Source organism: Acinetobacter sp. AHP123 (assembly GCF_023757925.1).
Taxonomy (GTDB): Bacteria; Pseudomonadota; Gammaproteobacteria; order Pseudomonadales; family Moraxellaceae; genus Acinetobacter; species Acinetobacter oleivorans.
Genome location: NZ_CP092454.1, coordinates 1,164,145 through 1,187,561, shown reverse-complemented (window position 1 = coordinate 1,187,561; position 23,417 = coordinate 1,164,145). Strand labels below are relative to the sequence as shown.

General features: G+C 40.8%; 16 protein-coding genes, 2 tRNA genes and 3 rRNA genes. 6 read left to right on the top strand and 15 right to left on the bottom strand.

What is annotated here, in order from left to right:
* The 3 genes from MJX77_RS05645 to ilvD form a co-directional block, all read right to left on the bottom strand.
* Positions 1-738, bottom strand: a complete 738-nt coding sequence (locus MJX77_RS05645) for a sulfite exporter TauE/SafE family protein (protein WP_252060745.1) — start codon at positions 736-738, stop codon at positions 1-3.
* 78 nt (positions 739-816) lie between these two features.
* The gene (locus MJX77_RS05640; protein ID WP_005300333.1) at positions 817-2,106 is read right to left on the bottom strand and encodes a hypothetical protein; all 1,290 of its coding nucleotides are present in this window, start codon (positions 2,104-2,106) and stop codon (positions 817-819) included.
* Positions 2,107-2,427: 321 nt separating this feature from the next.
* Positions 2,428-4,257, bottom strand: a complete 1,830-nt coding sequence (ilvD, locus tag MJX77_RS05635) for a dihydroxy-acid dehydratase (protein WP_034590616.1) — start codon at positions 4,255-4,257, stop codon at positions 2,428-2,430.
* A 348-nt stretch (positions 4,258-4,605) separates the two neighbouring features.
* Here ilvD and fmt point away from each other — a divergent pair, with 348 nt between their 5' ends.
* Positions 4,606-5,568, top strand: a complete 963-nt coding sequence (gene fmt / locus MJX77_RS05630) for a methionyl-tRNA formyltransferase (RefSeq protein ID WP_252060744.1) — start codon at positions 4,606-4,608, stop codon at positions 5,566-5,568.
* The gene (gene rsmB / locus MJX77_RS05625) at positions 5,565-6,869 is read left to right on the top strand and encodes a 16S rRNA (cytosine(967)-C(5))-methyltransferase RsmB (RefSeq protein ID WP_252060743.1); all 1,305 of its coding nucleotides are present in this window, start codon (positions 5,565-5,567) and stop codon (positions 6,867-6,869) included. The genes fmt and rsmB overlap by 4 nt, the downstream gene beginning before the upstream one ends.
* Positions 6,870-6,905: 36 nt before the next feature.
* Here the strand turns inward: rsmB and MJX77_RS05620 are convergent, their stop codons facing one another.
* Both MJX77_RS05620 and MJX77_RS05615 read right to left on the bottom strand, forming a co-directional pair.
* Positions 6,906-7,049 carry a methionine/alanine import family NSS transporter small subunit gene (locus MJX77_RS05620; protein ID WP_004790262.1) on the bottom strand — a complete coding sequence of 48 codons (144 nt, stop codon included), beginning with the start codon at positions 7,047-7,049 and terminating at the stop codon, positions 6,906-6,908.
* Between the two features lie 12 nt (positions 7,050-7,061).
* Positions 7,062-8,540 (bottom strand): sodium-dependent transporter, encoded by a 1,479-nt coding sequence (locus MJX77_RS05615; RefSeq protein ID WP_252060742.1) that lies wholly within the window; start codon positions 8,538-8,540, stop codon positions 7,062-7,064.
* Between the two features lie 642 nt (positions 8,541-9,182).
* Between MJX77_RS05615 and MJX77_RS05610 the strand changes: the two genes are divergently transcribed.
* Positions 9,183-9,884, top strand: coding sequence for a TIGR04219 family outer membrane beta-barrel protein (locus MJX77_RS05610; protein WP_199943459.1), 702 nt, complete (start codon positions 9,183-9,185; stop codon positions 9,882-9,884).
* 61 nt (positions 9,885-9,945) lie between these two features.
* Here MJX77_RS05610 and MJX77_RS05605 read toward each other — a convergent pair whose 3' ends face one another.
* The 6 genes from MJX77_RS05605 to MJX77_RS05580 all read right to left on the bottom strand — a co-directional run bounded on the left by MJX77_RS05605 (position 9,946) and on the right by MJX77_RS05580 (position 16,041).
* Positions 9,946-10,542: a glutathione S-transferase family protein gene (locus MJX77_RS05605; RefSeq protein WP_151822907.1), complete on the bottom strand. Its 597-nt coding sequence runs from the start codon at positions 10,540-10,542 to the stop codon at positions 9,946-9,948.
* 155 nt (positions 10,543-10,697) lie between these two features.
* Positions 10,698-10,812, bottom strand: a 5S ribosomal RNA gene (rrf, locus tag MJX77_RS05600).
* 179 nt (positions 10,813-10,991) lie between these two features.
* Positions 10,992-13,884, bottom strand: a 23S ribosomal RNA gene (locus tag MJX77_RS05595).
* A 352-nt stretch (positions 13,885-14,236) separates the two neighbouring features.
* Positions 14,237-14,312 (bottom strand) — tRNA-Ala (locus tag MJX77_RS05590).
* Positions 14,313-14,367: 55 nt separating this feature from the next.
* A tRNA-Ile gene (locus tag MJX77_RS05585) sits at positions 14,368-14,444 on the bottom strand.
* Positions 14,445-14,503: 59 nt separating this feature from the next.
* Positions 14,504-16,041 (bottom strand): 16S ribosomal RNA (locus MJX77_RS05580).
* The 16S, 23S and 5S rRNA genes sit together here with 2 tRNA genes alongside, the layout of an rRNA operon.
* A gap of 545 nt (positions 16,042-16,586) precedes the next feature.
* On the opposite strand from MJX77_RS05580, the gene MJX77_RS05575 reads away from it, so the two are divergent.
* Positions 16,587-16,898 carry a hypothetical protein gene (locus MJX77_RS05575; RefSeq protein ID WP_252060741.1) on the top strand — a complete coding sequence of 104 codons (312 nt, stop codon included), beginning with the start codon at positions 16,587-16,589 and terminating at the stop codon, positions 16,896-16,898.
* 153 nt (positions 16,899-17,051) lie between these two features.
* Here the strand turns inward: MJX77_RS05575 and tyrS are convergent, their stop codons facing one another.
* A complete protein-coding gene (gene tyrS / locus MJX77_RS05570; RefSeq protein ID WP_013196511.1) occupies positions 17,052-18,284 on the bottom strand; it encodes a tyrosine--tRNA ligase in 1,233 nt (410 codons plus the stop codon).
* A gap of 61 nt (positions 18,285-18,345) precedes the next feature.
* On the opposite strand from tyrS, the gene MJX77_RS05565 reads away from it, so the two are divergent.
* Positions 18,346-19,473 (top strand): anhydro-N-acetylmuramic acid kinase, encoded by a 1,128-nt coding sequence (locus tag MJX77_RS05565; protein ID WP_004795587.1) that lies wholly within the window; start codon positions 18,346-18,348, stop codon positions 19,471-19,473.
* Between the two features lie 127 nt (positions 19,474-19,600).
* Positions 19,601-20,443, top strand: a complete 843-nt coding sequence (locus MJX77_RS05560) for an alpha/beta fold hydrolase (protein WP_252060740.1) — start codon at positions 19,601-19,603, stop codon at positions 20,441-20,443.
* Between the two features lie 59 nt (positions 20,444-20,502).
* Here the strand turns inward: MJX77_RS05560 and erpA are convergent, their stop codons facing one another.
* From erpA to MJX77_RS05545, 3 genes are all read right to left on the bottom strand, one after another.
* Positions 20,503-20,838 (bottom strand): iron-sulfur cluster insertion protein ErpA, encoded by a 336-nt coding sequence (gene erpA / locus MJX77_RS05555; protein ID WP_003656048.1) that lies wholly within the window; start codon positions 20,836-20,838, stop codon positions 20,503-20,505.
* A 124-nt stretch (positions 20,839-20,962) separates the two neighbouring features.
* Positions 20,963-21,967 (bottom strand): putative solute-binding protein, encoded by a 1,005-nt coding sequence (locus tag MJX77_RS05550; protein ID WP_013196508.1) that lies wholly within the window; start codon positions 21,965-21,967, stop codon positions 20,963-20,965.
* A gap of 352 nt (positions 21,968-22,319) precedes the next feature.
* A complete protein-coding gene (locus MJX77_RS05545) occupies positions 22,320-23,327 on the bottom strand; it encodes a putative solute-binding protein (RefSeq protein WP_003656045.1) in 1,008 nt (335 codons plus the stop codon).
* Between the last annotated feature and the right edge of the window lie 90 nt (positions 23,328-23,417).

The following is a 23,417-nucleotide window of genomic DNA, read 5'->3' as shown; positions in this document are numbered from 1 at the left end:
TTAGTGCAAAATCATATAAAGACCTAACGACACTAACCCTATGAAAAAGATACGGCGAAATAACTGCTCGTTGAGTCGATAGCGAATTTTTTTACCGATCCACATTCCAATGAGTGCAGCAAATAAAGCCGCAAAAGATAACCGATAATCCAGTGTTACTCCCGACATCGGGTTGTGGTGTAAAAAGACGGCAAGACAAATGGTAGACACCGTAAATGTTAGTCCCAAAGCCTGTACCAGCTCGTCACGTTTTAAATGCAAAGACTGCAAATATGGCACGATAGGAATAATAATGACGCCTGTGGCTACGGTGACTGCTCCACCAATATAACCAATGATCGGCGATAGCCAACGCTCATGCTTCCCTAAGTGCGGGAGCTTTTTGACACATAGTCCATAGAGCCCATATAAGGCCAACATACAGCCCAATAAAATCTCACTACTCTGCCCATGACTTTGACTTTGACTTAAAGTCGGTAGAAAACTCCATATTGAACCGACTACAATGCCTACAAGTAAGGTCCAGAAACGGCGAATAAAAGCCCAGACATGTCCTTCAGCAAAAAGCTGCCAAACATTGGTGACCATTGAAGGAACAATGAGTAAAGAGGCTGCTTGAAAAGGACTCATTGCGATGGTGAGTAAGCCCATCGATACTGCGGGCAACCCTAAACCGATCATGCCTTTAATCATGCCAGCAAAGGCAAACACCATCATAATAATTACTAAAAAAGTCACTGTTTATCTCCGATTCCCTACATGGTTATGCTACGGAAAAAACAGGTTTTGCCCTATTCTTGTTTTTAGGAGTAGGCCTCAATTAGAAGTTGAGGCCGTTTTGTATTTTTCTTCTAAAACATTACTAAAAATACTTTCAATCATCCAAACGCGGTACAAGCTATTAAATACATAACTTTGCCCATCAATACGCAACTCTAAAACCGGTAAATCAGGCTGATGCTTATCTTTGCAAAAAGCATCATTTTGTGCCAGAACAGCTGGCACATCCTGCTCGGTTAACTGCTCAATTCCCAGCTGATGCTGTAATTCTTGGAAATGCTTTTGGAAAGATAAATCTTTGCCTTTTGTCCAAACGGCCTGCAAGATCGTAAAAATCGTATCGATTTGCTGATTTTCCTGCACACTATAGAAAAGCTTTGCCATTTCAAGCGCACTTTCTTCGGTAGGTCGGCAAAAAGGAGTAAAAGCGACATCTGTTCGTTTAGAAACACGTGTTGCCAAACTCCAATCAAACCAGTCTCGGCCTTGGTAGCTTAAAGGGTAAACTTTTAATTGAATATCATAATAATCAGCTAGTTCTTCCTTAATATAAGCAAGCAATAGCCAACTCATTGGATCTTCTAAGGCAATATATAAATCAAGTTCAGGATGAAGTGTCTGAATTTCGGTAAGTGCCTCAGCATCATTAATTAAATGTTCACGCCATTCAATATGATTAATTAAAAAGATCGGATTGCCAGTCAGTAATTTTTGCTGTTTTAGACGACGAGTTAAACGCAATAAATCATCTACTGCATGATATTTACGCCCACCAAATTCAAAGTAAGCTGCCGGTACAGGCTCATCCGTAAAAATACGTTCTGAAAAATGTTGAGGAAGCTGATGTTTAACTGCCATGGCATGTAAAGTACGCAGCTTTCCGTATTGCTGCTGCCAAAGCATGTGAAAAATATCTTCAAGTAAATGTAAGAAATTCTGGCCTTGTAATGGGGTTCTTTTTAATATGACGGCGGCTTGTTTTAAAGATTCTTGGCTTGGGATTTCTGGAAATTCATCAAAAGCAAAACGATGTTGTTTGGCTAATATTTTGGCATCATTCAAACAATAATTTTGCCATTCTTCATGCGACATAGCATTCGGAGGTTCAGAAGCCGTATGGGAAATAATAATTTTTAAGGGCTTAAGTTCATCACTTAAAATCTCATCGAGCTGAGATAGTTGCTGAACAGCTAAATAGCTATACACATCATCAAGTCGTAAATAAATACTTAAACCATTTTCCGTGGGTAACACCGCTTGACGTGAAGGTTTTTGGTAAAACCAACTCGATCGGATAGGGTCAAACCAACGGCGTAGCAGTGACATGAGAGTAGAGCCTCTAAAAAAATAAATCCTAAGCAAGACCAAAAAACTGCTTTGATCGCAGTACAAAGTGCCGCAGAAACTTCATATACAAAATGCTGAAGAGCTCTGCTTATGCAGAACAAAGTTCATGTTATTGCACGTATTCCTGCATCGGTGAAGATTTTATCATCATTTTATAGCAAACCCATAGAATGACTTTCAACACCCTCATCTACAAGCCTATTTTTTCGAACAGATGTAAAAAATGCACCCATCAGCATGATAATAATTCATCGTGCAAATGGATGCATAGTTTCTATTCAATTAATAAAATTGAATATTTTATAGAACGCGTACAGCTCCTTTCGCTGCACTTGTTGTATGCATTGCATAAACTTTTAACGCTTTTGATACCTTACGTTTACGTTCTTCTTTCGGATGCCAGCCTTTCGCTTCTTGAACTGTACGACGATGCGCCATAGTCGCATCATCAACGTTTAAGTGAATGGTACGGTTCGGAATATCGATTTCAATGGTATCGCCATCTTCTACCAAACCAATTGCACCACCTTCAGCCGCTTCTGGCGAAACATGTCCAATTGAAAGACCTGATGAACCACCAGAGAAACGGCCATCTGTCACCAATGCACAGTCTTTTCCTAAACCTTTCGATTTAAGGTAGCTGGTTGGGTAAAGCATTTCTTGCATACCCGGACCACCACGTGGACCTTCATAACGAATAACAACAACATCGCCAGCTTTAATATCATGACCCAAGATTGCATCTACAGCAGCATCTTGGCTCTCAAATACACGCGCTGTGCCCGTAAATTTCAAGATCGACTCATCTACACCCGCAGTTTTTACAATACAACCATCAAGCGCGATGTTGCCGTATAGAACTGCTAAACCACCATCTTTAGAGAATGCATGTTCTGCATTACGAATAACGCCTTTTTCACGATCGCCATCTAAAGTTGCATAGTAACGGTTTTGAGAGAACGCAACTTGAGTTGGCACCCCACCCGGAGATGAGCGATAGAACTCATATACATCTGCATCTTCCGTACGAATAATATCCCACTTATCTAATGCATCTTTCAAAGTTTTCTCGTGTACAGTCGGTACAGATACATCAAGTAACTTCGCACGATCAAGCTCGCCCAAAATGGCCATAATGCCACCCGCACGGTGAACATCTTCCATGTGAACATCTTGTTTCGCAGGCGCTACTTTTGATAGTACAGGAACTCGACGTGACAATTCGTCAATGTCGTCCATAGTAAAGTCAACTTCTGCTTCACTTGCTGCAGCCAATAAATGCAAAACGGTATTGGTTGAACCACCCATTGCAATATCAAGGGTCATCGCATTTTTAAACGCAGCCTTGGTTGCAATTGAACGAGGTAGAATGCTTGCATCTTCTTGTTCGTAATAGCGCTTAGCCAATTCAACAATAAGTTGGCCTGCTTTTAAGAATAGTTTCTTGCGATTTGCGTGCGTCGCAACAATCGAACCATTACCCGGTAAAGATAGACCTAAAGCTTCGGTTAAACAGTTCATTGAGTTTGCAGTAAACATTCCTGAACATGAACCACATGTTGGACAAGCCGAACGTTCAAACTCTTCAACTTCTTCGTCTGTATAACTTTCATCAGCCGCAACAACCATTGCATCAACAAGGTCAATCGCTTTTTCATTACCACGGAACTTGACCTTGCCCGCTTCCATTGGTCCGCCTGACACAAAAACAACTGGAATATTCAGGCGCATCGCAGCCATGAGCATTCCCGGAGTAATTTTGTCACAGTTAGAAATACATACCATTGCATCGGCGCAATGTGCATTTACCATGTACTCAACTGAGTCAGCAATCAAATCACGTGATGGTAATGAATAAAGCATGCCGTCATGCCCCATTGCGATCCCGTCATCTACTGCAATCGTATTAAACTCTTTAGCAACACCACCTGCTGCCTGAATTTCTGCTGCGACTAGTTGCCCTAAATCTTTAAGATGTACATGGCCCGGAACAAATTGAGTAAATGAGTTGACCACCGCAATAATCGGTTTGCCGAAATCCTCATCTTTCATTCCTGTTGCACGCCATAAGCCACGTGCGCCAGCCATATTTCTTCCGTGTGTCGATGTTTTTGAACGATAGTCAGGCATTAGTGTTTCCAACAAGTTGTGCTTGAGCGGAATTTCTCCCACTCTGGCTGAATGATACTGATATAGCGTTAGATCAGTCGGAATATTGACTCATCATCATAATTTGATCATTCTCCATTCTATAGAAGCAAATAATATTCGGAAAGCCAAGAACAGTAATAGTCAGTCAATATTTAGCAAAACTTACATGAATAATTTTTTATTTTTTCATAACCTTTTTTTATCAATAAAAATTTTTGAATAATTTTTTGTTCACTATTTAAAAATCAAATCTCTCAATAGCCATGAGTTTAGGGCTTCAAACGTTTTTCACGTATACTACCCATAAACTCTTTTTGGATTGCATTTGTGAAAATTATTTTTGCTGGCACCCCCGAATTTGCTGCAACAGCATTGGCGGCATTATTAAAAACTTCCCATGAAATTATCGCCGTTTACACCCAGCCAGATCGTAAAGCAGGCCGTGGACAAAAATTAACGCCATCTCCTGTAAAACAGCTTGCGCTTGAACATGGTATCCCTGTTTATCAACCACTTCACTTTAAAGCATCTACAGAAGAAGGGCTCGCAGCCCAACAAGAACTTGCAGCTTTAGGTGCCGATGTGATGGTCGTTGCAGCCTATGGCTTGATTCTTCCACAAGCTGTGCTCGATACACCTAAATATGGCTGTTTAAATATTCACGGTTCACTATTACCACGTTGGCGCGGTGCAGCACCAATTCAGCGTGCAATTGCAACGGGTGATAAAGAAACCGGAATCACGATCATGCAGATGGCTTCAGGTTTAGATACAGGCGATATGATGTATAAAACCTACTGTTCAATCACAGCCGAAGATACATCAGCGACTTTACATGACAAACTCGCAGCTCAGGGCGCAACAGCAATTTGTGACGTACTCGAGTCAGAAGAAACACTACAAAAATATTTGGCAGAACGAGAAGTTCAAGATGAAAGTCTAACTGTCTATGCACATAAGTTAGTAAAATTAGAAGCTCGTATTGACTGGTCAAATGATGCTGTTCAACTTGACCGAAATATTCGTGCGTTCAACCCTTGGCCAGTTGCATTCATTCAGTTAGATGAAAATAGTGCTTTGCGTGTTTGGAACTCAACCACTTCTACTCAAAGCCAAGCAAATGCCCAAGCTGGTGAAATTATCGCGATTGATAAACAGGGCGTACATGTTGCTTGTGGTCAAAACTCTTTTATTTGTCTGACCAGCGTGCAATGGCCGGGTGGTAAAGCAATGAATGCTCAACAAATTGCACAAACTCAAAAACTTCACGTAGGACAAATTCTACCATGAGTCAGGTTTCATCAAATTCGTCACGATTTAACTTACGTGCTCAAGTCGTTCAAACGTTATTAAAAGTTCAGCAAGGGCAATCACTTGCTAGTATTTTAAATACACAGCTGAATCAAGTTGCAGAACGTGATCGCGCACTATTTCATGAACTTGTTCTAGGTACACTACGTCAATGGTTTGCTCTTAAATCAATTAGCCTACCTTTACTCAGTAAACCTTTAAATAATGAAACTGTTGAAACCTGTCTGTATGTTGGGCTTTATCAAGTTTTATGCACGCGTATTGCAGCGCATGCCGCTATTTCAGAAACAGTAGATGCCACCAAACAACTTGGATTTCCTGCACTCGGCGGTATTGTGAATGCTATTTTGCGCCGAGCTACTCGTGAAACTGATGACTTTCAGCAAGGTTTACAGCAAGCGCATGGCTTACCAAGTTGGCTTTTCAAAAGGTTAAAAAAGGATTGGGGAGAACAAACTGAATCTCTTTGCCAATCATTAAAACAAGTCGCACCTTTAACCTTACGAGTTAACCAGCGTCATATTGGCCGTGATGCTTATTTAGCAAAATTACAAAGTCTAGATATTCAGGCACGTGCATGTACTCTATCTGAAGCAGGTATTGTTCTTGAACAATCCGTACAAATTACCCAACTACCCGGCTTTGAAGAAGGATGGTTTTCTGTACAAGATGAACATGCTCAACTATGTGCAACATTATTGCCAGATCTAAATAATAAAACAGTAATTGATGCCTGTGCAGCTCCTGGTGGAAAAACAGCTCATTTACTCGAAAAGTTTAAACCGGCTCAGCTCATTGCTATTGACCAAGATTCTAACCGTTTAATCCGTGTAACTGAGAATTTAAACCGCTTAGCACTTGATCAAAGTCAAACAGAAATTTTGGCTGCGGATGCAACCCAATGGGTTCCCGCAGAACCAGTAGATTGTATCGTGCTCGATGCACCTTGCTCCGCTACAGGCGTTATTCGTCGTCATCCTGACATACGCCTATTGCGCCAATCTAGCGACATAGCTCAAACGATTGAACTGCAAAAGCAAATTTTGGAACACATGTGGCAACAACTCAACGTTGGAGGCACATTGCTCTATATTACCTGTTCAGTTTTAAAAGCTGAAAATGAACAGCAGATGATAAATTTCTTTGCAGAACATACTGATGCAAAAGAAATTAAGATTAAAGCGAATTGGGGACTTGAACAAATTCATGGTCGACAATTATTACCACAAGCGCAGTCTGGCGACGGGTTTTATTATTGTAAAATTCAAAAAATTGCATAAAAAAAGCAGGCTTTAAGCCTGCTTTTTAGATCAGCATCAAAGCGTATGCTGATCTTTTACATCTTCTAAAACGTCATCTAACTCTTCAGGATGTTTCGATAAATGTAGAATGGATAAAGCCAACCCACCCCATAAAAACACCATCGAAATCACCATCATCACGATTGCCGAAGTATTCATTATTTTATCCTCCTAGCGATCTTTCATTTTGCTTAACACGATTGCAACGACCGCACAGAAAATCACACTGCCCCAGCCGAATACACCTTGTAAGCTCATGCTATAAGTATCATAGCCATTTTTGATCAAATTAAAAACAGTCATACAGAGTGTAGTTAACAAGATTAAAGATGTAATAACCGTTAAAGTGAAATCCCATCCCTTACCCACTTGAATGGTTGAGATGCGATTTATATGGTCACTAAGTTCTTTAAGAGCTGAACGTTTAAACCAAGCTACGCTAATAATTGATATTAATGCACCACCGATAATACCGATGTTATTAATAAAGTGATCAACAATATCAACCAGCTTAATTGCATTTACACTTGAGAATAAAATAATTGATACAAGTGCACTACCACCACCAATAATCGTTACAGCTTTTTTACGGCCCCATTTCAACTTATCTTGCATTGCTGCAATAGGCACTTCCAAAATACTAACCATCGAAGAAATACCTGCGACGAAAAGTGAAGAGAAGAATAAAAGACCAAATAAATCAGCCCCTGCACCTAAGCTTGAAATAATTTTAGGGAATGCGATAAATGCTAATCCAATTCCGCCACTCACGACATCTTTAACATCAGTACCCGCTGCATGTGCCATAAAACCAAGAGCAGCAAAAATACCAATCCCTGCCAAAATCTCAGTTGATGCATTTGCAAAACCAACGATTAAGCCAGAACCAGTTAAATTCGTTTTTGGTTTTAAATAAGATGCATAGGTAACCATGATCCCGAAACCAACAGATAGTGAAAAGAAAGTATGACCATAAGCGGCTAACCATACTTTATAGTCCATCATTGCTGACCAGTTTGGCGTAAAGAATGCATTCAAACCTTGAACTGCACCAGGTAAACGCAATGACTGAATCACCAAAATAGTAAATAGAATGAATAATAATGGCATGAAAATTTTATTGGATAATTCCACACCCTTTTTCACCCCACCATAAAGAATGATTAAAGTAAGTGCCCAAATTCCAACAATCGGCCAGAATAAATGACTTACAAACTGTAAATCAAAACCAGTCGCTTTTGAGGTTTGTAAATAGGTATTAAAGAAGAAGCCTTCCGGATCACTTCCCCACATTTGACCAATAGAGAAGTAAACGTAACTACCTGCCCATGTCAAAACGCTCGCATAATACAAACCAATAATGATACAGACACAAACCTGCCACCAACCTAATGTTTCTCCACCTTTAAACAAGACCCGATATGCTTTTGGAGGTGAACCAGTACTACGATGACCGACCGCATAATCTAAAAATAGTAACGGTAAACCAGCAGTAATGAGTGCCAATAGATAAGGAATAAGAAACGCACCACCACCATTTTCATAAGCAACGTATGGAAAGCGCCAAATATTACCTAAGCCTACAGCCGAACCAACGGCTGCAATAATAAAACCAGATCGTGACGTCCAGTTTTCACGAGAATCTGTCATAAAACACCTAATGTTAAAAGATTGCTTATTTTTACTGCTATTGTTGATTGTTATTCCGCATGCAAAAAAAGAACCAAAGAATACTTTTGTGTTTGATTGAGAATAAAAGGCACCTTGTGAGTATTTTTATTTTCATTTTCAAACAAGCAAAAATAGAAAATTCTTCCTTAAAGATTTTTGTCCATTTTTTGCCCCTATATAGCTGAACAATACCTGTTTTTATTTCTTTTTACTGTAATTTCCATCAGAAATTTTACGAATTTTTTAAGTTTTTTTCACAATTGGTTATTTTTCAGCTAATCTTTAAGTTTAAATCAAATAATCAGACAATATTGTTCAATGACATTTTCTTCCAAATCTTAAAAAGATCTATTTAATTACTCGACTTATCTATTAATTTCTTGCTCAATTTCCAATTAAAATTTGATAATACCCATTTTTTAGATGACAAAATTTATACTAAAATCTGTAGAGGGCTAATGTCATTCAAATGAAAACGTTAAATATTAATTATTTGAAATAATTAATATTTTATCTAGCTTAGAAAAATTATTAATAATATGTGCTTCACCCTCATATTTTTTATCAATGCATCTGTAGCAAGATGTCTATATGATGCGTTCAAAGATTTCTTTTATGCGGATGTTCAAAGTGAAAATATTAAAAATATCTTTATTAATGCTCGGGATGGGCTTAAGTGGCCTTGCTCAAGCAGATTTTGTTGGAGTAAAGGGAGATGTCGGCTACTGGTTTTACGATGGTAAAGCGAATATGTCTTCTCAATTCCCTGATGATCAGGATCTAGATCAAAAAGGTAGTGCTCAACTCTCATTGGCAATAGAACACCCAATCCCATTTATTCCAAATGCAAAAATACGTTATGTAAATTTAGATACTCAAACTAAATCAGAAACTCTAGGTCAAGCTAACTATAAAGTTGATTTGGATCATAGTGATTTTATTCTCTATTATGAATTACTAGATAATATTGTGAGTGTAGATGCTGGACTTGGTGCAACTGTACTAAATGGTGATATTACTGCGTATACGGGTAAGCGCGTAGATATTGATAAAACATATCCTATTGCTTATTTATCTGGTGAAGTCAAACTTCCATTTACAGGCTTGAGTGCTAAAGGTGAAGCAACCTATACGAACTTTGATGATGCACGAATCACAGACGCATTAGCAGAAGTAAAATATAAATTTGCAGATAATCTACTCATTGATCTTGGTTTAACAGCAGGGTATCGCGTACTCAATATTGATTTAGATGACTACGATAATAATGATCTTAAGTTTGAATTTAAGGGCCCATATGTCGGCTTAGAAGCCCATTTCTAACTTTGAATAGGTTCGAAGTTTCCTTCATATAAAAAAGGACTCATATAGAGTCCTTTTTTAATTAACCCATACCTACATAACCTGAATATTTTCGAATTCTTTGGCACCACGCTTGAATATTTGGATATAGCTCCAAATCAAAACCACCTTCCTCCGCGACATGCGTGTATGCATATAAGGCAATATCAGCAATAGTTAATTGATTTCCAATAAGATAGTCATGCTCTACTAAAACTTTATCCATAATAGATAGTGCTTTATGACCTTTCGGTTGTAAATTATGATATTCCTCTATTCTTTCTGGTGGTAACCCTAAATATTTGTTAATAAAACGAGCAACTGCAATAAATGGTTCATGACTATACTGTTCAAAGAACATCCACTGATACATTTTTGCTTTCGTATAGGAATCTGTAGCAATAAACTCTGTTCCCTCCGCCAGATAGCCTAAAATAGCGTTAGATTCACTTAAAACACGGCCATCATCTAGAACCAATACAGGTATTTTTCCATTAGGATTTAATAATAAAAAATCTGCTGTTTGAGTGTCTTTTTTTAAAATATCAATGTGGACCCATCTATGTTTAATATTTAATAAGGAAAGTAATAGTTTAATCTTATAACAATTACCCGAACCTACATCACCATAAATTATCATAGATGCTTTTCCCTTATTATTCATATTTAAGTATGTAATTTTCTTATTATTTATAGCATGAATCTTTCATAATATTTTCAGTTTTATTTTTTCCCATTTAATTTCCCATAAAGAAACACCCCGGTTTCTTTCGAGACCGGGGTGTTAGAATAATGAGCTGGCGATGACTTACTCTCACATGGGAAACCCCACACTACCATCAGCGCTAAGAGGTTTCACTTCTGAGTTCGGGAAGGGATCAGGTGGTTCACTCTTGCTATGGTCGCCAGCACAACTGGTATGGATACTTGCATTGGTCTTAATATGCCGATGCGTTTTCCAAATCTTTACAGATGGGCTGATTGAATCTTACTTTATTTGTTCATTTTAGCTAAGCATATAACTAAATCAAGTTGCTTTGCATATTAATGAATCGATTGATGCTTTATATACAACTGCTTGGGTGTTGTATAGTCAAGCCTCACGAGCAATTAGTATTGGTCAGCTTCACATATCACTATGCTTCCACATCCAACCTATCAACGTCCTAGTCTCGAACGGCTCTTTAGAGGACATAAAGTCCTAGGGAAATCTTATCTTGAGGTAGGCTTCCCGCTTAGATGCTTTCAGCGGTTATCCCTTCCGAACATAGCTACCCGGCGATGCGACTGGCGTCACAACCGGTACACCAGAGGTTCGTCCACTCTGGTCCTCTCGTACTAGGAGCAGATCCTCTCAAATTTCCAGCGCCCACGGTAGATAGGGACCGAACTGTCTCACGACGTTCTAAACCCAGCTCGCGTACCTCTTTAAATGGCGAACAGCCATACCCTTGGGACCTGCTTCAGCCCCAGGATGAGATGAGCCGACATCGAGGTGCCAAACACCGCCGTCGATATGAACTCTTGGGCGGTATCAGCCTGTTATCCCCAGAGTACCTTTTATCCGTTGAGCGATGGCCCTTCCATACAGAACCACCGGATCACTAAGACCTACTTTCGTACCTGCTCGACTTGTGGGTCTCGCAGTTAAGCGCGCTTTTGCCTTTATACTCTACGCGTGATTTCCGACCACGCTGAGCGCACCTTCGTACTCCTCCGTTACTCTTTAGGAGGAGACCGCCCCAGTCAAACTACCCACCAGACATGGTCCTCGCCCCGGATTACGGGGCAGAGTTAGAACCTCAACATTACCAGGGTGGTATTTCAAGGACGGCTCCATTGGAACTAGCGTTCCAACTTCAAAGCCTCCCACCTATCCTACACAAGTAAGGTCAAAGTTCAATGTCAAGCTGCAGTAAAGGTTCACGGGGTCTTTCCGTCTAGCCGCGGGTACACTGCATCTTCACAGCGATTTCGATTTCACTGAGCCTCTGCTGGAGACAGCGCCGCCATCATTATGCCATTCGTGCAGGTCGGAACTTACCCGACAAGGAATTTCGCTACCTTAGGACCGTTATAGTTACGGCCGCCGTTTACTGGGGCTTCGATCAAGAGCTTCGCTTACGCTAACCCCATCAATTAACCTTCCAGCACCGGGCAGGCATCACACCCTATACGTCCACTTTCGTGTTTGCAGAGTGCTATGTTTTTAATAAACAGTTGCAGCGGCCTGGTTTCTGTGGCTGCCAATAGCTCAGACCGCAAGGGTCATCACCGTCAGCAGCGTACCTTCTCCCGAAGTTACGGTACCATTTTGCCTAGTTCCTTCAGCAGAGTTCTCTCAAGCGCCTTGGTCTACTCGACCTGACCACCTGTGTCGGTTTCGGGTACGATTCCTGTGTAACTGAAGCTTAGAGACTTTTCCTGGAAGCATGGTATCAGCCACTTCGCTGTACAAGTACAGCTTGCTATCAGATCTCAGCATAGAGCACCCCGGATTTGCCTAAGATGCATGCCTACTTCCTTCCACCTGGACAACCAACGCCAGGCTGACTTAACCTTCTCCGTCCTCTCATCGCATTACACAGAAGTATTGGAATATTAACCAATTTCCCATCGACTACGCCTTTCGGCCTCGCCTTAGGGGTCGACTCACCCAGCCCCGATTAACGTTGGACTGGAACCCTTGGTCTTTCGGCGAACGGGTTTTTCACCCGTTTTGTCGTTACTCACGTCAGCATTCGCACTTCTGATACCTCCAGCATACTTCTCAATACACCTTCATCGGCTTACAGAACGCTCCCCTACCACTTGACTAAAAGTCAAATCCGCAGCTTCGGCACATAGTTTTAGCCCCGTTACATCTTCCGCGCAGGCCGACTCGACTAGTGAGCTATTACGCTTTCTTTAAAGGGTGGCTGCTTCTAAGCCAACCTCCTAGCTGTCTATGCCTTCCCACATCGTTTCCCACTTAACTATGATTTTGGGGCCTTAGCTGGCGGTCTGGATTGTTTTCCTCTTGACTACGGACGTTAGCACCCGCAGTCTGTCTCCCGGATAGTACTCATAGGTATTCGGAGTTTGCATCGGTTTGGTAAGTCGGGATGACCCCCTAGCCGAAACAGTGCTCTACCCCCTATGGTATTCGTCCGAGGCGCTACCTAAATAGCTTTCGGGGAGAACCAGCTATCACCAGGCTTGATTAGCCTTTCACCCCTATCCACAAGTCATCCCCTGGCTTTTCAACGACAGTGGGTTCGGTCCTCCAGTTAGTGTTACCCAACCTTCAACCTGCTCATGGATAGATCGCCTGGTTTCGGGTCTATACCCAGCAACTAAACGCCCTATTAAGACTCGATTTCTCTACGGCTCCCCTATACGGTTAACCTCGCTACTGAATATAAGTCGCTGACCCATTATACAAAAGGTACGCAGTCACCGAACAAGTCGGCTCCCACTGCTTGTATGCATGCGGTTTCAGGATCTATTTCACTCCCCTCACAGGGGTTCTTTTCGCCTTTCCCTCACGGTACTGGTTCACTATCGGTCAGTCAGGAGTATTTAGCCTTGGAGGATGGTCCCCCCATATTCAGACAAGGTTTCACGTGCCTCGCCCTACTCGTCATCATTATGTGTGCCCTTTCGTGTACGGGAATATCACCCTCTACGTTCGCACTTCCCAGAGCGTTCCACTAAAACACACATAACTTAATGGGCTGATCCCCGTTCGCTCGCCGCTACTAAGGGAATCTCAATTGATTTCTTTTCCTAAGGGTACTGAGATGTTTCACTTCCCCTCGTTCGCCTTGCAACACTATGTATTCATGTTGCAATACCTACCTTAAAGTAGGTGGGTTCCCCCATTCAGAAATCTCCGGATCAAAGGATATTTGCCGCCTCCCCGGAGCTTATCGCAGGCTATTACGTCTTTCATCGCCTCTGACTGCCAAGGCATCCACCACATGCACTTAATTACTTGACTATACAACCCCAAACAGTCGTCAACACTTACAAGTGAGTGTTGTCCGTGCGATTCTTCATCGCTACTATCTGTTGTCTGTGTACTTAAACACTGTACAGCTTCAATCTAAATTCATATACCAAAACGCTTGATTCAGTTAATTTGCTAGTTCTCAATTCATCTAGATTAATTACTTAATCTAAACTCTTGAGTGAACAATTTATTTCAGACTCAATTTTGCCAATCTGTTAATGAATAAACATGCCTTCGTCAGGTCATGCTTAATACCGTGATACTTAAATCACAGAAGTTAATAAACCAAGATCTAAATCTTTATTTACTAATTTCTGTAATCCGAACTTCTCTTAAGTTCTGGTGGAGACTAGGAGAGTCGAACTCCTGACCTCCTGCGTGCAAAGCAGGCGCTCTACCAACTAAGCTAAGTCCCCAGCTTACATCATCAGTCATGTATCTTTTATCTATAACTTCAACCAGTCAAAGTCATGGTGGGTCTGACAAGACTTGAACTTGTGACCCCACGCTTATCAAGCGTGTGCTCTAACCAACTGAGCTACAGACCCTCAGATACATCTATGAAGAACAACTTGTTGTGGATTCTTACCAATCGTCAATCTTTCGTTAAGGAGGTGATCCAGCCGCAGGTTCCCCTACGGCTACCTTGTTACGACTTCACCCCAGTCATCGGCCACACCGTGGTAACCGCCCTCTTTGCAGTTAGGCTAGCTACTTCTGGTGCAACAAACTCCCATGGTGTGACGGGCGGTGTGTACAAGGCCCGGGAACGTATTCACCGCGGCATTCTGATCCGCGATTACTAGCGATTCCGACTTCATGGAGTCGAGTTGCAGACTCCAATCCGGACTACGATCGGCTTTTTGAGATTAGCATCCTATCGCTAGGTAGCAACCCTTTGTACCGACCATTGTAGCACGTGTGTAGCCCTGGCCGTAAGGGCCATGATGACTTGACGTCGTCCCCGCCTTCCTCCAGTTTGTCACTGGCAGTATCCTTAAAGTTCCCGACATTACTCGCTGGCAAATAAGGAAAAGGGTTGCGCTCGTTGCGGGACTTAACCCAACATCTCACGACACGAGCTGACGACAGCCATGCAGCACCTGTATGTAAGTTCCCGAAGGCACCAATCCATCTCTGGAAAGTTCTTACTATGTCAAGGCCAGGTAAGGTTCTTCGCGTTGCATCGAATTAAACCACATGCTCCACCGCTTGTGCGGGCCCCCGTCAATTCATTTGAGTTTTAGTCTTGCGACCGTACTCCCCAGGCGGTCTACTTATCGCGTTAGCTGCGCCACTAAAGCCTCAAAGGCCCCAACGGCTAGTAGACATCGTTTACGGCATGGACTACCAGGGTATCTAATCCTGTTTGCTCCCCATGCTTTCGCACCTCAGCGTCAGTGTTAGGCCAGATGGCTGCCTTCGCCATCGGTATTCCTCCAGATCTCTACGCATTTCACCGCTACACCTGGAATTCTACCATCCTCTCCCACACTCTAGCTAACCAGTATCGAATGCAATTCCCAAGTTAAGCTCGGGGATTTCACATTTGACTTAATTAGCCGCCTACGCGCGCTTTACGCCCAGTAAATCCGATTAACGCTTGCACCCTCTGTATTACCGCGGCTGCTGGCACAGAGTTAGCCGGTGCTTATTCTGCGAGTAACGTCCACTATCTCTAGGTATTAACTAAAGTAGCCTCCTCCTCGCTTAAAGTGCTTTACAACCATAAGGCCTTCTTCACACACGCGGCATGGCTGGATCAGGCTTCCGCCCATTGTCCAATATTCCCCACTGCTGCCTCCCGTAGGAGTCTGGGCCGTGTCTCAGTCCCAGTGTGGCGGATCATCCTCTCAGACCCGCTACAGATCGTCGCCTTGGTAGGCCTTTACCCCACCAACTAGCTAATCCGACTTAGGCTCATCTATTAGCGCAAGGTCCGAAGATCCCCTGCTTTCTCCCGTAGGACGTATGCGGTATTAGCATTCCTTTCGAAATGTTGTCCCCCACTAATAGGCAGATTCCTAAGCATTACTCACCCGTCCGCCGCTAAGATCAGTAGCAAGCTACCTCTCTCCGCTCGACTTGCATGTGTTAAGCCTGCCGCCAGCGTTCAATCTGAGCCATGATCAAACTCTTCAGTTAAAAATCATTTTGCACCTTATTAAAGACAAGGTGCCAATTCTGGCTCATCAATTTTCTGACTTAAATTTCGCTCAAATAAACTTCGAGTAATTTAAACCAATCAATCAATGATAATATTTCGATCGATCAATCAGTAAAAATCCACACAAGTTGTTCTTCAATTCTCTTAATGATCTTCTTCCTGGTTCGTCACCAGCAAGCTAGGTCGGCTATATTACTCTTAATCTCTTAAAAGTCAACAGGTAATTTCGATATTTTTAAAACTTAATCTCAAAACCAACTTCTCATCAAATTCATCACTTAAAGTAACCAACTTAATTCCAAGTAACTGTTTTTCAACAAGTTCTTATCTGCATCACCGCCGATGGATGTGCATTATAGAGCATTAACATCCCTTTGCAAGGGGTATTTCAGCCTTTTTCTATTGAGTGCCGTTTTTTTCTACTATTTTGCAAAAAAAGTGATATATATGGCTTTTTTTTAGGCATTTTCGCCACTTTTATTAATTTTATTTTTAGGAAAATACAGTTCATCTTAGATTTTTGATGTCTTCTTATTCTTATACAGTTGTTATAGGTATATATAGCATTCTCTATTCCAAAGATTCCAAAGATTCCAAAGATTCCAAAGATTCCAAAGATTCCAAAGATTCCAAAGATTCCAAAGATTCCAAAGATTCCAAAGATTCCAAAGATTCCAAAGATTCCAAAGATTCCAAAGATTCCAAAGATTCCAAAGATTCCAAAGATTCCAAAGATTCCAAAGATTCCAAAGATTCCAAAGATTCCAAAGATTCCAAAGATTCCAAAGATTCCAAAGATTCCAAAGACATATTAGAGCAAATGCTCTACTCTTAACGTATATTTCTCTTTATCTTGTTATTTGCTTTGATTACTTTTCATTATTACTGATCTATAGGTTGTTCCACGTGGAACGTTAAATTGTTTTTTTTTGATCCTTAAATAAAAAAAAGCAGGATTACTCCTGCTTTTTATCACTACATAACATTCTTAGTCAGTGAACGTTACACGTGCAATTGCTTTTTTACCTGACTGAATAATGAAAGTACCGTTTTCTTTTACAGAGAAACCTGCATCAACAGCATTCCAGTCAACTTTTACTGCACCGCGAGCTACCGCATCTTTTGCAGCTGCAGCATTCGGATTTAATCCAGCTACACGTAGAATCGTGGCAATAAAGATTTCTCCACCAAACTCACCACGCGAAATAGTCACCTCTGGGGTGTCTTCTGGTACTTCACCTTCTGTAATAAGGTTGCCAGCACTTTTATGTGCATTAGCGGCAGCTTCTGCATCATGGAAGCGCTCAACTAGCTCAAGTGCAAGAATACGCTTTACTTCTTGTGGATTACGACCAGCAGCAATTTCTTCTAATAAAGCTTTGATCTCATCTAGAGATTTAAAACTTAATAAATCGAAATAGCGTTCAATTAAAGAGTCTGGCATTGATAAAACTTTTTGGTACATTGCCCCTGGTGTATCAAATACACCAATATAGTTACCTAAAGATTTAGACATTTTATTTACGCCATCTAAGCCTTCTAGAATCGGTACAGTGATACACACTTGCGATTCTTGGCCATAACGACTTTGTAAAGTACGACCCATGAGTAAGTTAAAGGTCTGGTCTGTACCACCTAACTCAACGTCAGCTTCAAGCGCAATGGAGTCATAACCTTGAACTAAAGGATACAAAAACTCATGAATTGCAATCGGCTGATGGTTGCTATAGCGCTTAGTAAAGTCATCACGCTCTAACATACGAGATACGGTTTGCTGACTTGCTAGCTGAATAAGGTCCGCAGCAGATTTTTGATTAAACCATTCTGAGTTAAAACGTACTTTTGTTTTATTCGGGTCTAATATTTTGAAAACTTGTTCTTGATAAGTTTTAGCGTTGGCTTCTACTTGTTCACGTGACAACGGCGGACGAGTTGCGCTTTTACCAGTTGGGTCACCGATCATCGCTGTATAGTCACCAATTAAGAAGGTAACTTCATGACCCAAATCTTGGAAAGTTTTTAATTTATTAATAAGAACCGTATGTCCTAAATGTAAATCTGGCGCTGTAGGGTCGAAACCAGCTTTAATTTTAAGAGGACGATTCTCTTTGAGCTTTTTCAGTAAATCTTCTTCTGAAATAATTTCGTGCGTGCCTCGTTGGATGAGGGCAAGCTGTTCTTCGGCGGGCAAGAAATTTGACATCACAAAACCTAAACACATCAGTTATTCAATTTGTGCGATATACTAACATTTTTTCAGCGTCTTGCAGGGGAAGTTGCATATGAGCGCAATCTATATCGGCGTAATGACTGGCACTAGTATGGATGGTGTGGATATTGTTGCGGCTTCATTTGAGCCACTACAGCTTCATGCCACTCTTACAGTTCCATTTGAACCCGAGTTACGTGATGAGCTTATGGCGTTAACTTTGCCTGATGACAATGAAATTGACCGCATGGGTAAAGCTGATGTTGCTCTGGCCAAAATGATTGGTCATGGCATTAATACTCTCATTGAAAAAAACCAGTTAGATCGTAGTCAAATTAAAGCAATTGGATCACATGGGCAGACTATTCGTCATCGTCCAGAACATGGTTTTACTTTACAAATTGGTGATCCCAACATCATTACTGAAATCACTCAGATTCCGGTTGTTTCAGATTTTCGTCGTAGAGATATGGCAGCAGGCGGTCAAGGTGCACCATTGGTTCCGGCTTTCCATCAAGCATTATTTCAACATCCAAGTATTCATCGTGTGATTTTGAATTTGGGTGGTATTGCTAATGTGAGTATGTTGCCTGCCAATAATGCTGACGGCGTATTTGGTTTTGATACAGGACCTGCAAATATTTTGATGGATGCGTGGTGCCATCGTCATACAGGTCATCCATATGATGAAAATGGCGATTGGGCTGCCTATGGTCATCCTATTCGCTCTTTACTCGACCGTCTTCATGCGCATGAGTATTTTTCTAAAGAACCCCCTAAGAGCACAGGGCGTGAAGACTTTAATATTGACTGGTTAGATGATCAGTTAATCGATTGGCGAAATGATTTAACTTATGATGAGTTAGAAGATACCCCTGAAAACATCCAAGCCACCTTATTAAAGCTTACTGTGCGTGCCATTCAAAAAGCGATTTATCGTTCTGAGATGGAAACAGGTGAAGTATATGTATGTGGTGGTGGGGCTTATAACTCTTATTTATTAGAACAATTACGCTGGCGCCTTCGTAAGCATAATTGGTCTGTTCAACCTACAGATGTTTTAGGGCTTTCCCCTACTTGGGTCGAGGCTACAGCATTTGCATGGTTAGCAATGCGCTTTGTAAATGGTTTAAGTGGTAATTTGCCTGCAGTAACAGGTGCTTCGGATTTCAGAATTTTAGGTACAATCACAGTAGTATAAAAACTACTTATTGATTGATTGGTCAGATTCGACCTCATAACACATTTACTGACCCGAAATGCTGTTATTTAAATGAGCATAAAAACTCATGATAAATGCCGACAAAAATAATTTAAGGCATATTTGTATGGATCTGACCAAACGTATTCATCAATACACACGTGGGGCTTGGACATTCGATGTAATTGATTCAGGCCCTATAGAGGGTCCACTCGTTGTTTTATTGCATGGTTTTCCAGAAACTGCTCATAGTTGGGAGCAAACCTCAGAGTTATTGCATCAACATCAATTTAGAACGCTTGCGATCCATCAACGCGGTTATAGTTTAAATGCTATGCCTCAAAGCCGATTTCAATATTCATTGAGTGAACTTGTAGAAGATGTGGCCAGTTTCATTGAGCAGCTTGGTCAGCCAGTTTATTTAATTGGGCACGACTGGGGCTCGGCAATTGCCTCGGGTGTTGCGATGAAGTATCCACAATATATTCAGCATCTCACTTTAGTTTCTGTGCCCCATCAAGCTGCTTTTTTAAAAGCTTGTTTAAGCAGCAGACAACTTTTTAAATCTTATTATTTTGCAATTTTTCAGCTACCGATTCTGCCCGAACTTTTATTTAAAAAGATACCTAAATTGGGCCGTAAGTTTCTTAAGTCATCAGGTATGACCGAAGAGCAAATTGCGATATTTGAGGCTGAGTTTATAGAAGAAAATAGATTAACTACAGCGTTGAATTGGTATCGTGGCTTTTTTTGGGACAAGCCTCAAAATCCTTTTAAAGCAATAGATGTTCCTACTCTTTTTATTTGGGGTAAACATGATATTGCCGTTACAGAAAAAAGTGCCGAGCTAAACTCACATTATTTTAAAAATAGTTATAACGCAGTTTTTATGGATGCATCGCATTGGATTCCATATCAGAATGCACCTGAACTCGTTCAATACTTTTTAGAATCTGTCCGTAAAAAATAATGATCTGACCAATAAAAAACCTCTCAAAATAGAGAGGTTTTTTTAATTTTAAAAATTTTTTAAATCGAGAACGAAGAACCACAACCACATGTTGTTGTTGCATTTGGGTTTTGGATAATAAAACGTGACCCTTCAAGACCTTCTACATAGTCAACCACTGAGCCAATTAAATATTGATAGCTAAGTGAATCAACAAGCATTTTTACATCGCCATTTACGAATTCTGCATCATCTTCATTTACGCTTTCAGCAAAATTGAAGCCATACGAAAACCCTGAACACCCGCCTCCTGTTACATATACACGTAACATGAGATCGTCATTCCCTTCACTATCACGGAGTTGGCGTACCTTATTGGCAGCATTATCTGTCAAAACTAGAGCTTGGGCATTCATGATGATTGTTCCTCGGATTTTGCTGTGCCTTTCAAAATAAAAAAGACCCTATATTGAGTATAGCATAATCAATATAGGGTCTGTCTTCGAAGTTTAAAGCGAATCTTGAGTATTTTTATCAAGATTATTTGTAATTCTCGTCCTGTAAGCCACATTCAAAGTTTTTAGCATCTTGCTTACAACGGAATTGCCACAGTAGTTTCATCATACGCTTATCGTACACACCACGTTGTGTAAGGTTAATTCGAGACTCCCGCATAAGCTTTTGGTAGCCTGGTTTATCGGCTGCAGGAACATCCATCCAGTATTTTTGTGGAATATCAGCTTTCATTTTACCCAAGATGGTAAAGGCACGTGGTAGCTGACCTGAAACCCATTCTCTAGATTTCTGACCAAAACCAGCTGGGAACTTATCAGGACGGATAATAATATTTCCTGTTACCTGTAAGATCGGATAGTTCACGATCGCACCTTTTGTTCCTAAACCTTTTTGTAGCTCTAACGGTTTAAATGCCGCTGCTGGCGCACCAATAATATCAACTTGATGGTTATTAAATTTCGCACCGAAATTTGTGACGTCAGCACTAACCGCCTGTGCCCCGACCTGCTGAACCATAATTTTTTGTGCTTCATCATAGTCAAGAACAGCAATTTTCTTACCTGCGGCTTTCGCTACTGTATTGATGCTGCGATCGTTTACTAGAAGGTAAGCATCACCAACTGGAATAACACCAACAACCTCATAGCGACCATTAACCATATATTTACTAAAAGTTGGACTCGCTAAACCTTGCATTATTTTTACAGCAAGCTTGAGGTCAGGAATGGCCCCGATCGCGTCTAATGATCCAGTAAATGAGTTAAATTGACGGCCACGCATCCCTGACACACTAATACCATCACATTTGCCTGCTTTAAAATCTTCAGCAATCACGGCTTCGTTTTGGTTTACTTTAAGTTCGATATCAGCTCCCCAGTTTTTAGCGGCAAGTTGATAATCCTTCATTAATGCATAGACATCGCCATTTTTACCAACGAAGTCAAAAACACATACTGTTTGTTTAGCCTGAGCTGCAAAAGAAACTGTAGTAAGTCCCATCGCAAGTAATAGCATTTTGGAAAATTGCATATTCTTTTTCCTTTCCTTGTGGAGTTTTTGTTTTTCGATACCAAGAAATTTCACACCGATCAGGTATGAATCGGATAGGCCTCATATAAAAATCATGATGGAATATTTGTATAGACCCTATTTGCTTTTATGATTTTATTTCCATGAAAAATAGATAGCGATTGACCTATCTATTAGCAATTATTTTAATCACTCAAGTCCTTGATCCATTTTTATACCTTCATGTTTCCTTATGAAGTTTTTATCTAAATTTAGCTTAACGTCTTTCTAACTAACCACAATGGCAGAATTGACAGCACACATAAAACAAAAAGCCTAGAACTAGGTCTAGGCTTTCTGAAAGAAATTAAGATTATTCACCAGGCATTGAACATTCAAAGTTAGCCTTGTCTACAGAACAACGTGCTTTTTTCAATACAGACATCATTCCTGCATCGTAAACACCGCGTTTAGTTAAATCCATACGACCATCACGCAACATTTTTTGATACTTAAGTTTGTCTTCTGCACTTAAGTTCATTTTGTATTTGCCAGGAATTTGAGCTTCTAAACGGTTGATCATTGCAAAGTTCTTAGGTAACTGTTTAACAAACCAATCACGAGATTTCTGACCAAAACCAGCTGGGAATTTATCAGAACGTAATACTAGATCTGCTGTAACGTGTAATACAGGGAAGTTCCACATTACACCGTTTGCACCTAAACCTTTATTTAACTCTAATGGTTTGTAAGCATAAGCAGGTGCACCTACCATATCTACCTGACCATTGTTAAATTTAGCGGCAAAGTTTGAAATATCAGAAAGAACCGCTTGAGCACCTACACGTTGCACCATAATTTTTTGTGCATCGTCATAGCCAAGTACGGCGAATTTTTTACCCGCAGCTTTTTCAACAGAGTTGATGTTTTTGTCGCGCACGAAAATAAATGCTGAACCTAACGGAGAAATACCAGCAACTTCGTATTTTTTACCACCCATATTAGTGGTCATTTTTGCTGCATTACGCGCATCTAATACATAAGTAATTGCACGTTGAGCGATTTGGTTATTTGGAACACCACCGAGTGAGTCGATAGATCCTGCGAATTTGTTATATTGGCGTGCACGCATTGCTGTCATTGCTACAGCATCACATTTACCCGCTTTAAAATCATTATCAGCAACAGCCTCGTCCTGACGAGGAACTAAGTTAATTTCAGTACCCCAGCCTTTTGCAGCTAGAGCCCATTCTTCCATCATTTTATATGAGTCGCCTGCTTTTCCTAAGAGGTCGAATACACATACGGTACTCGCTGCTTGCGCTGAAGCAGAAAAACCAACAACAGAAGCGGCAGCCATAGCAAGTACGATTTTTTTCATTTTCTTCATCCTTCCACGGAACAGATTTTTTGTTTGAAGTTTCCTTTCAAAGACAGATATTAATCATGTTTTTTAGAAAAAAATAGAGCT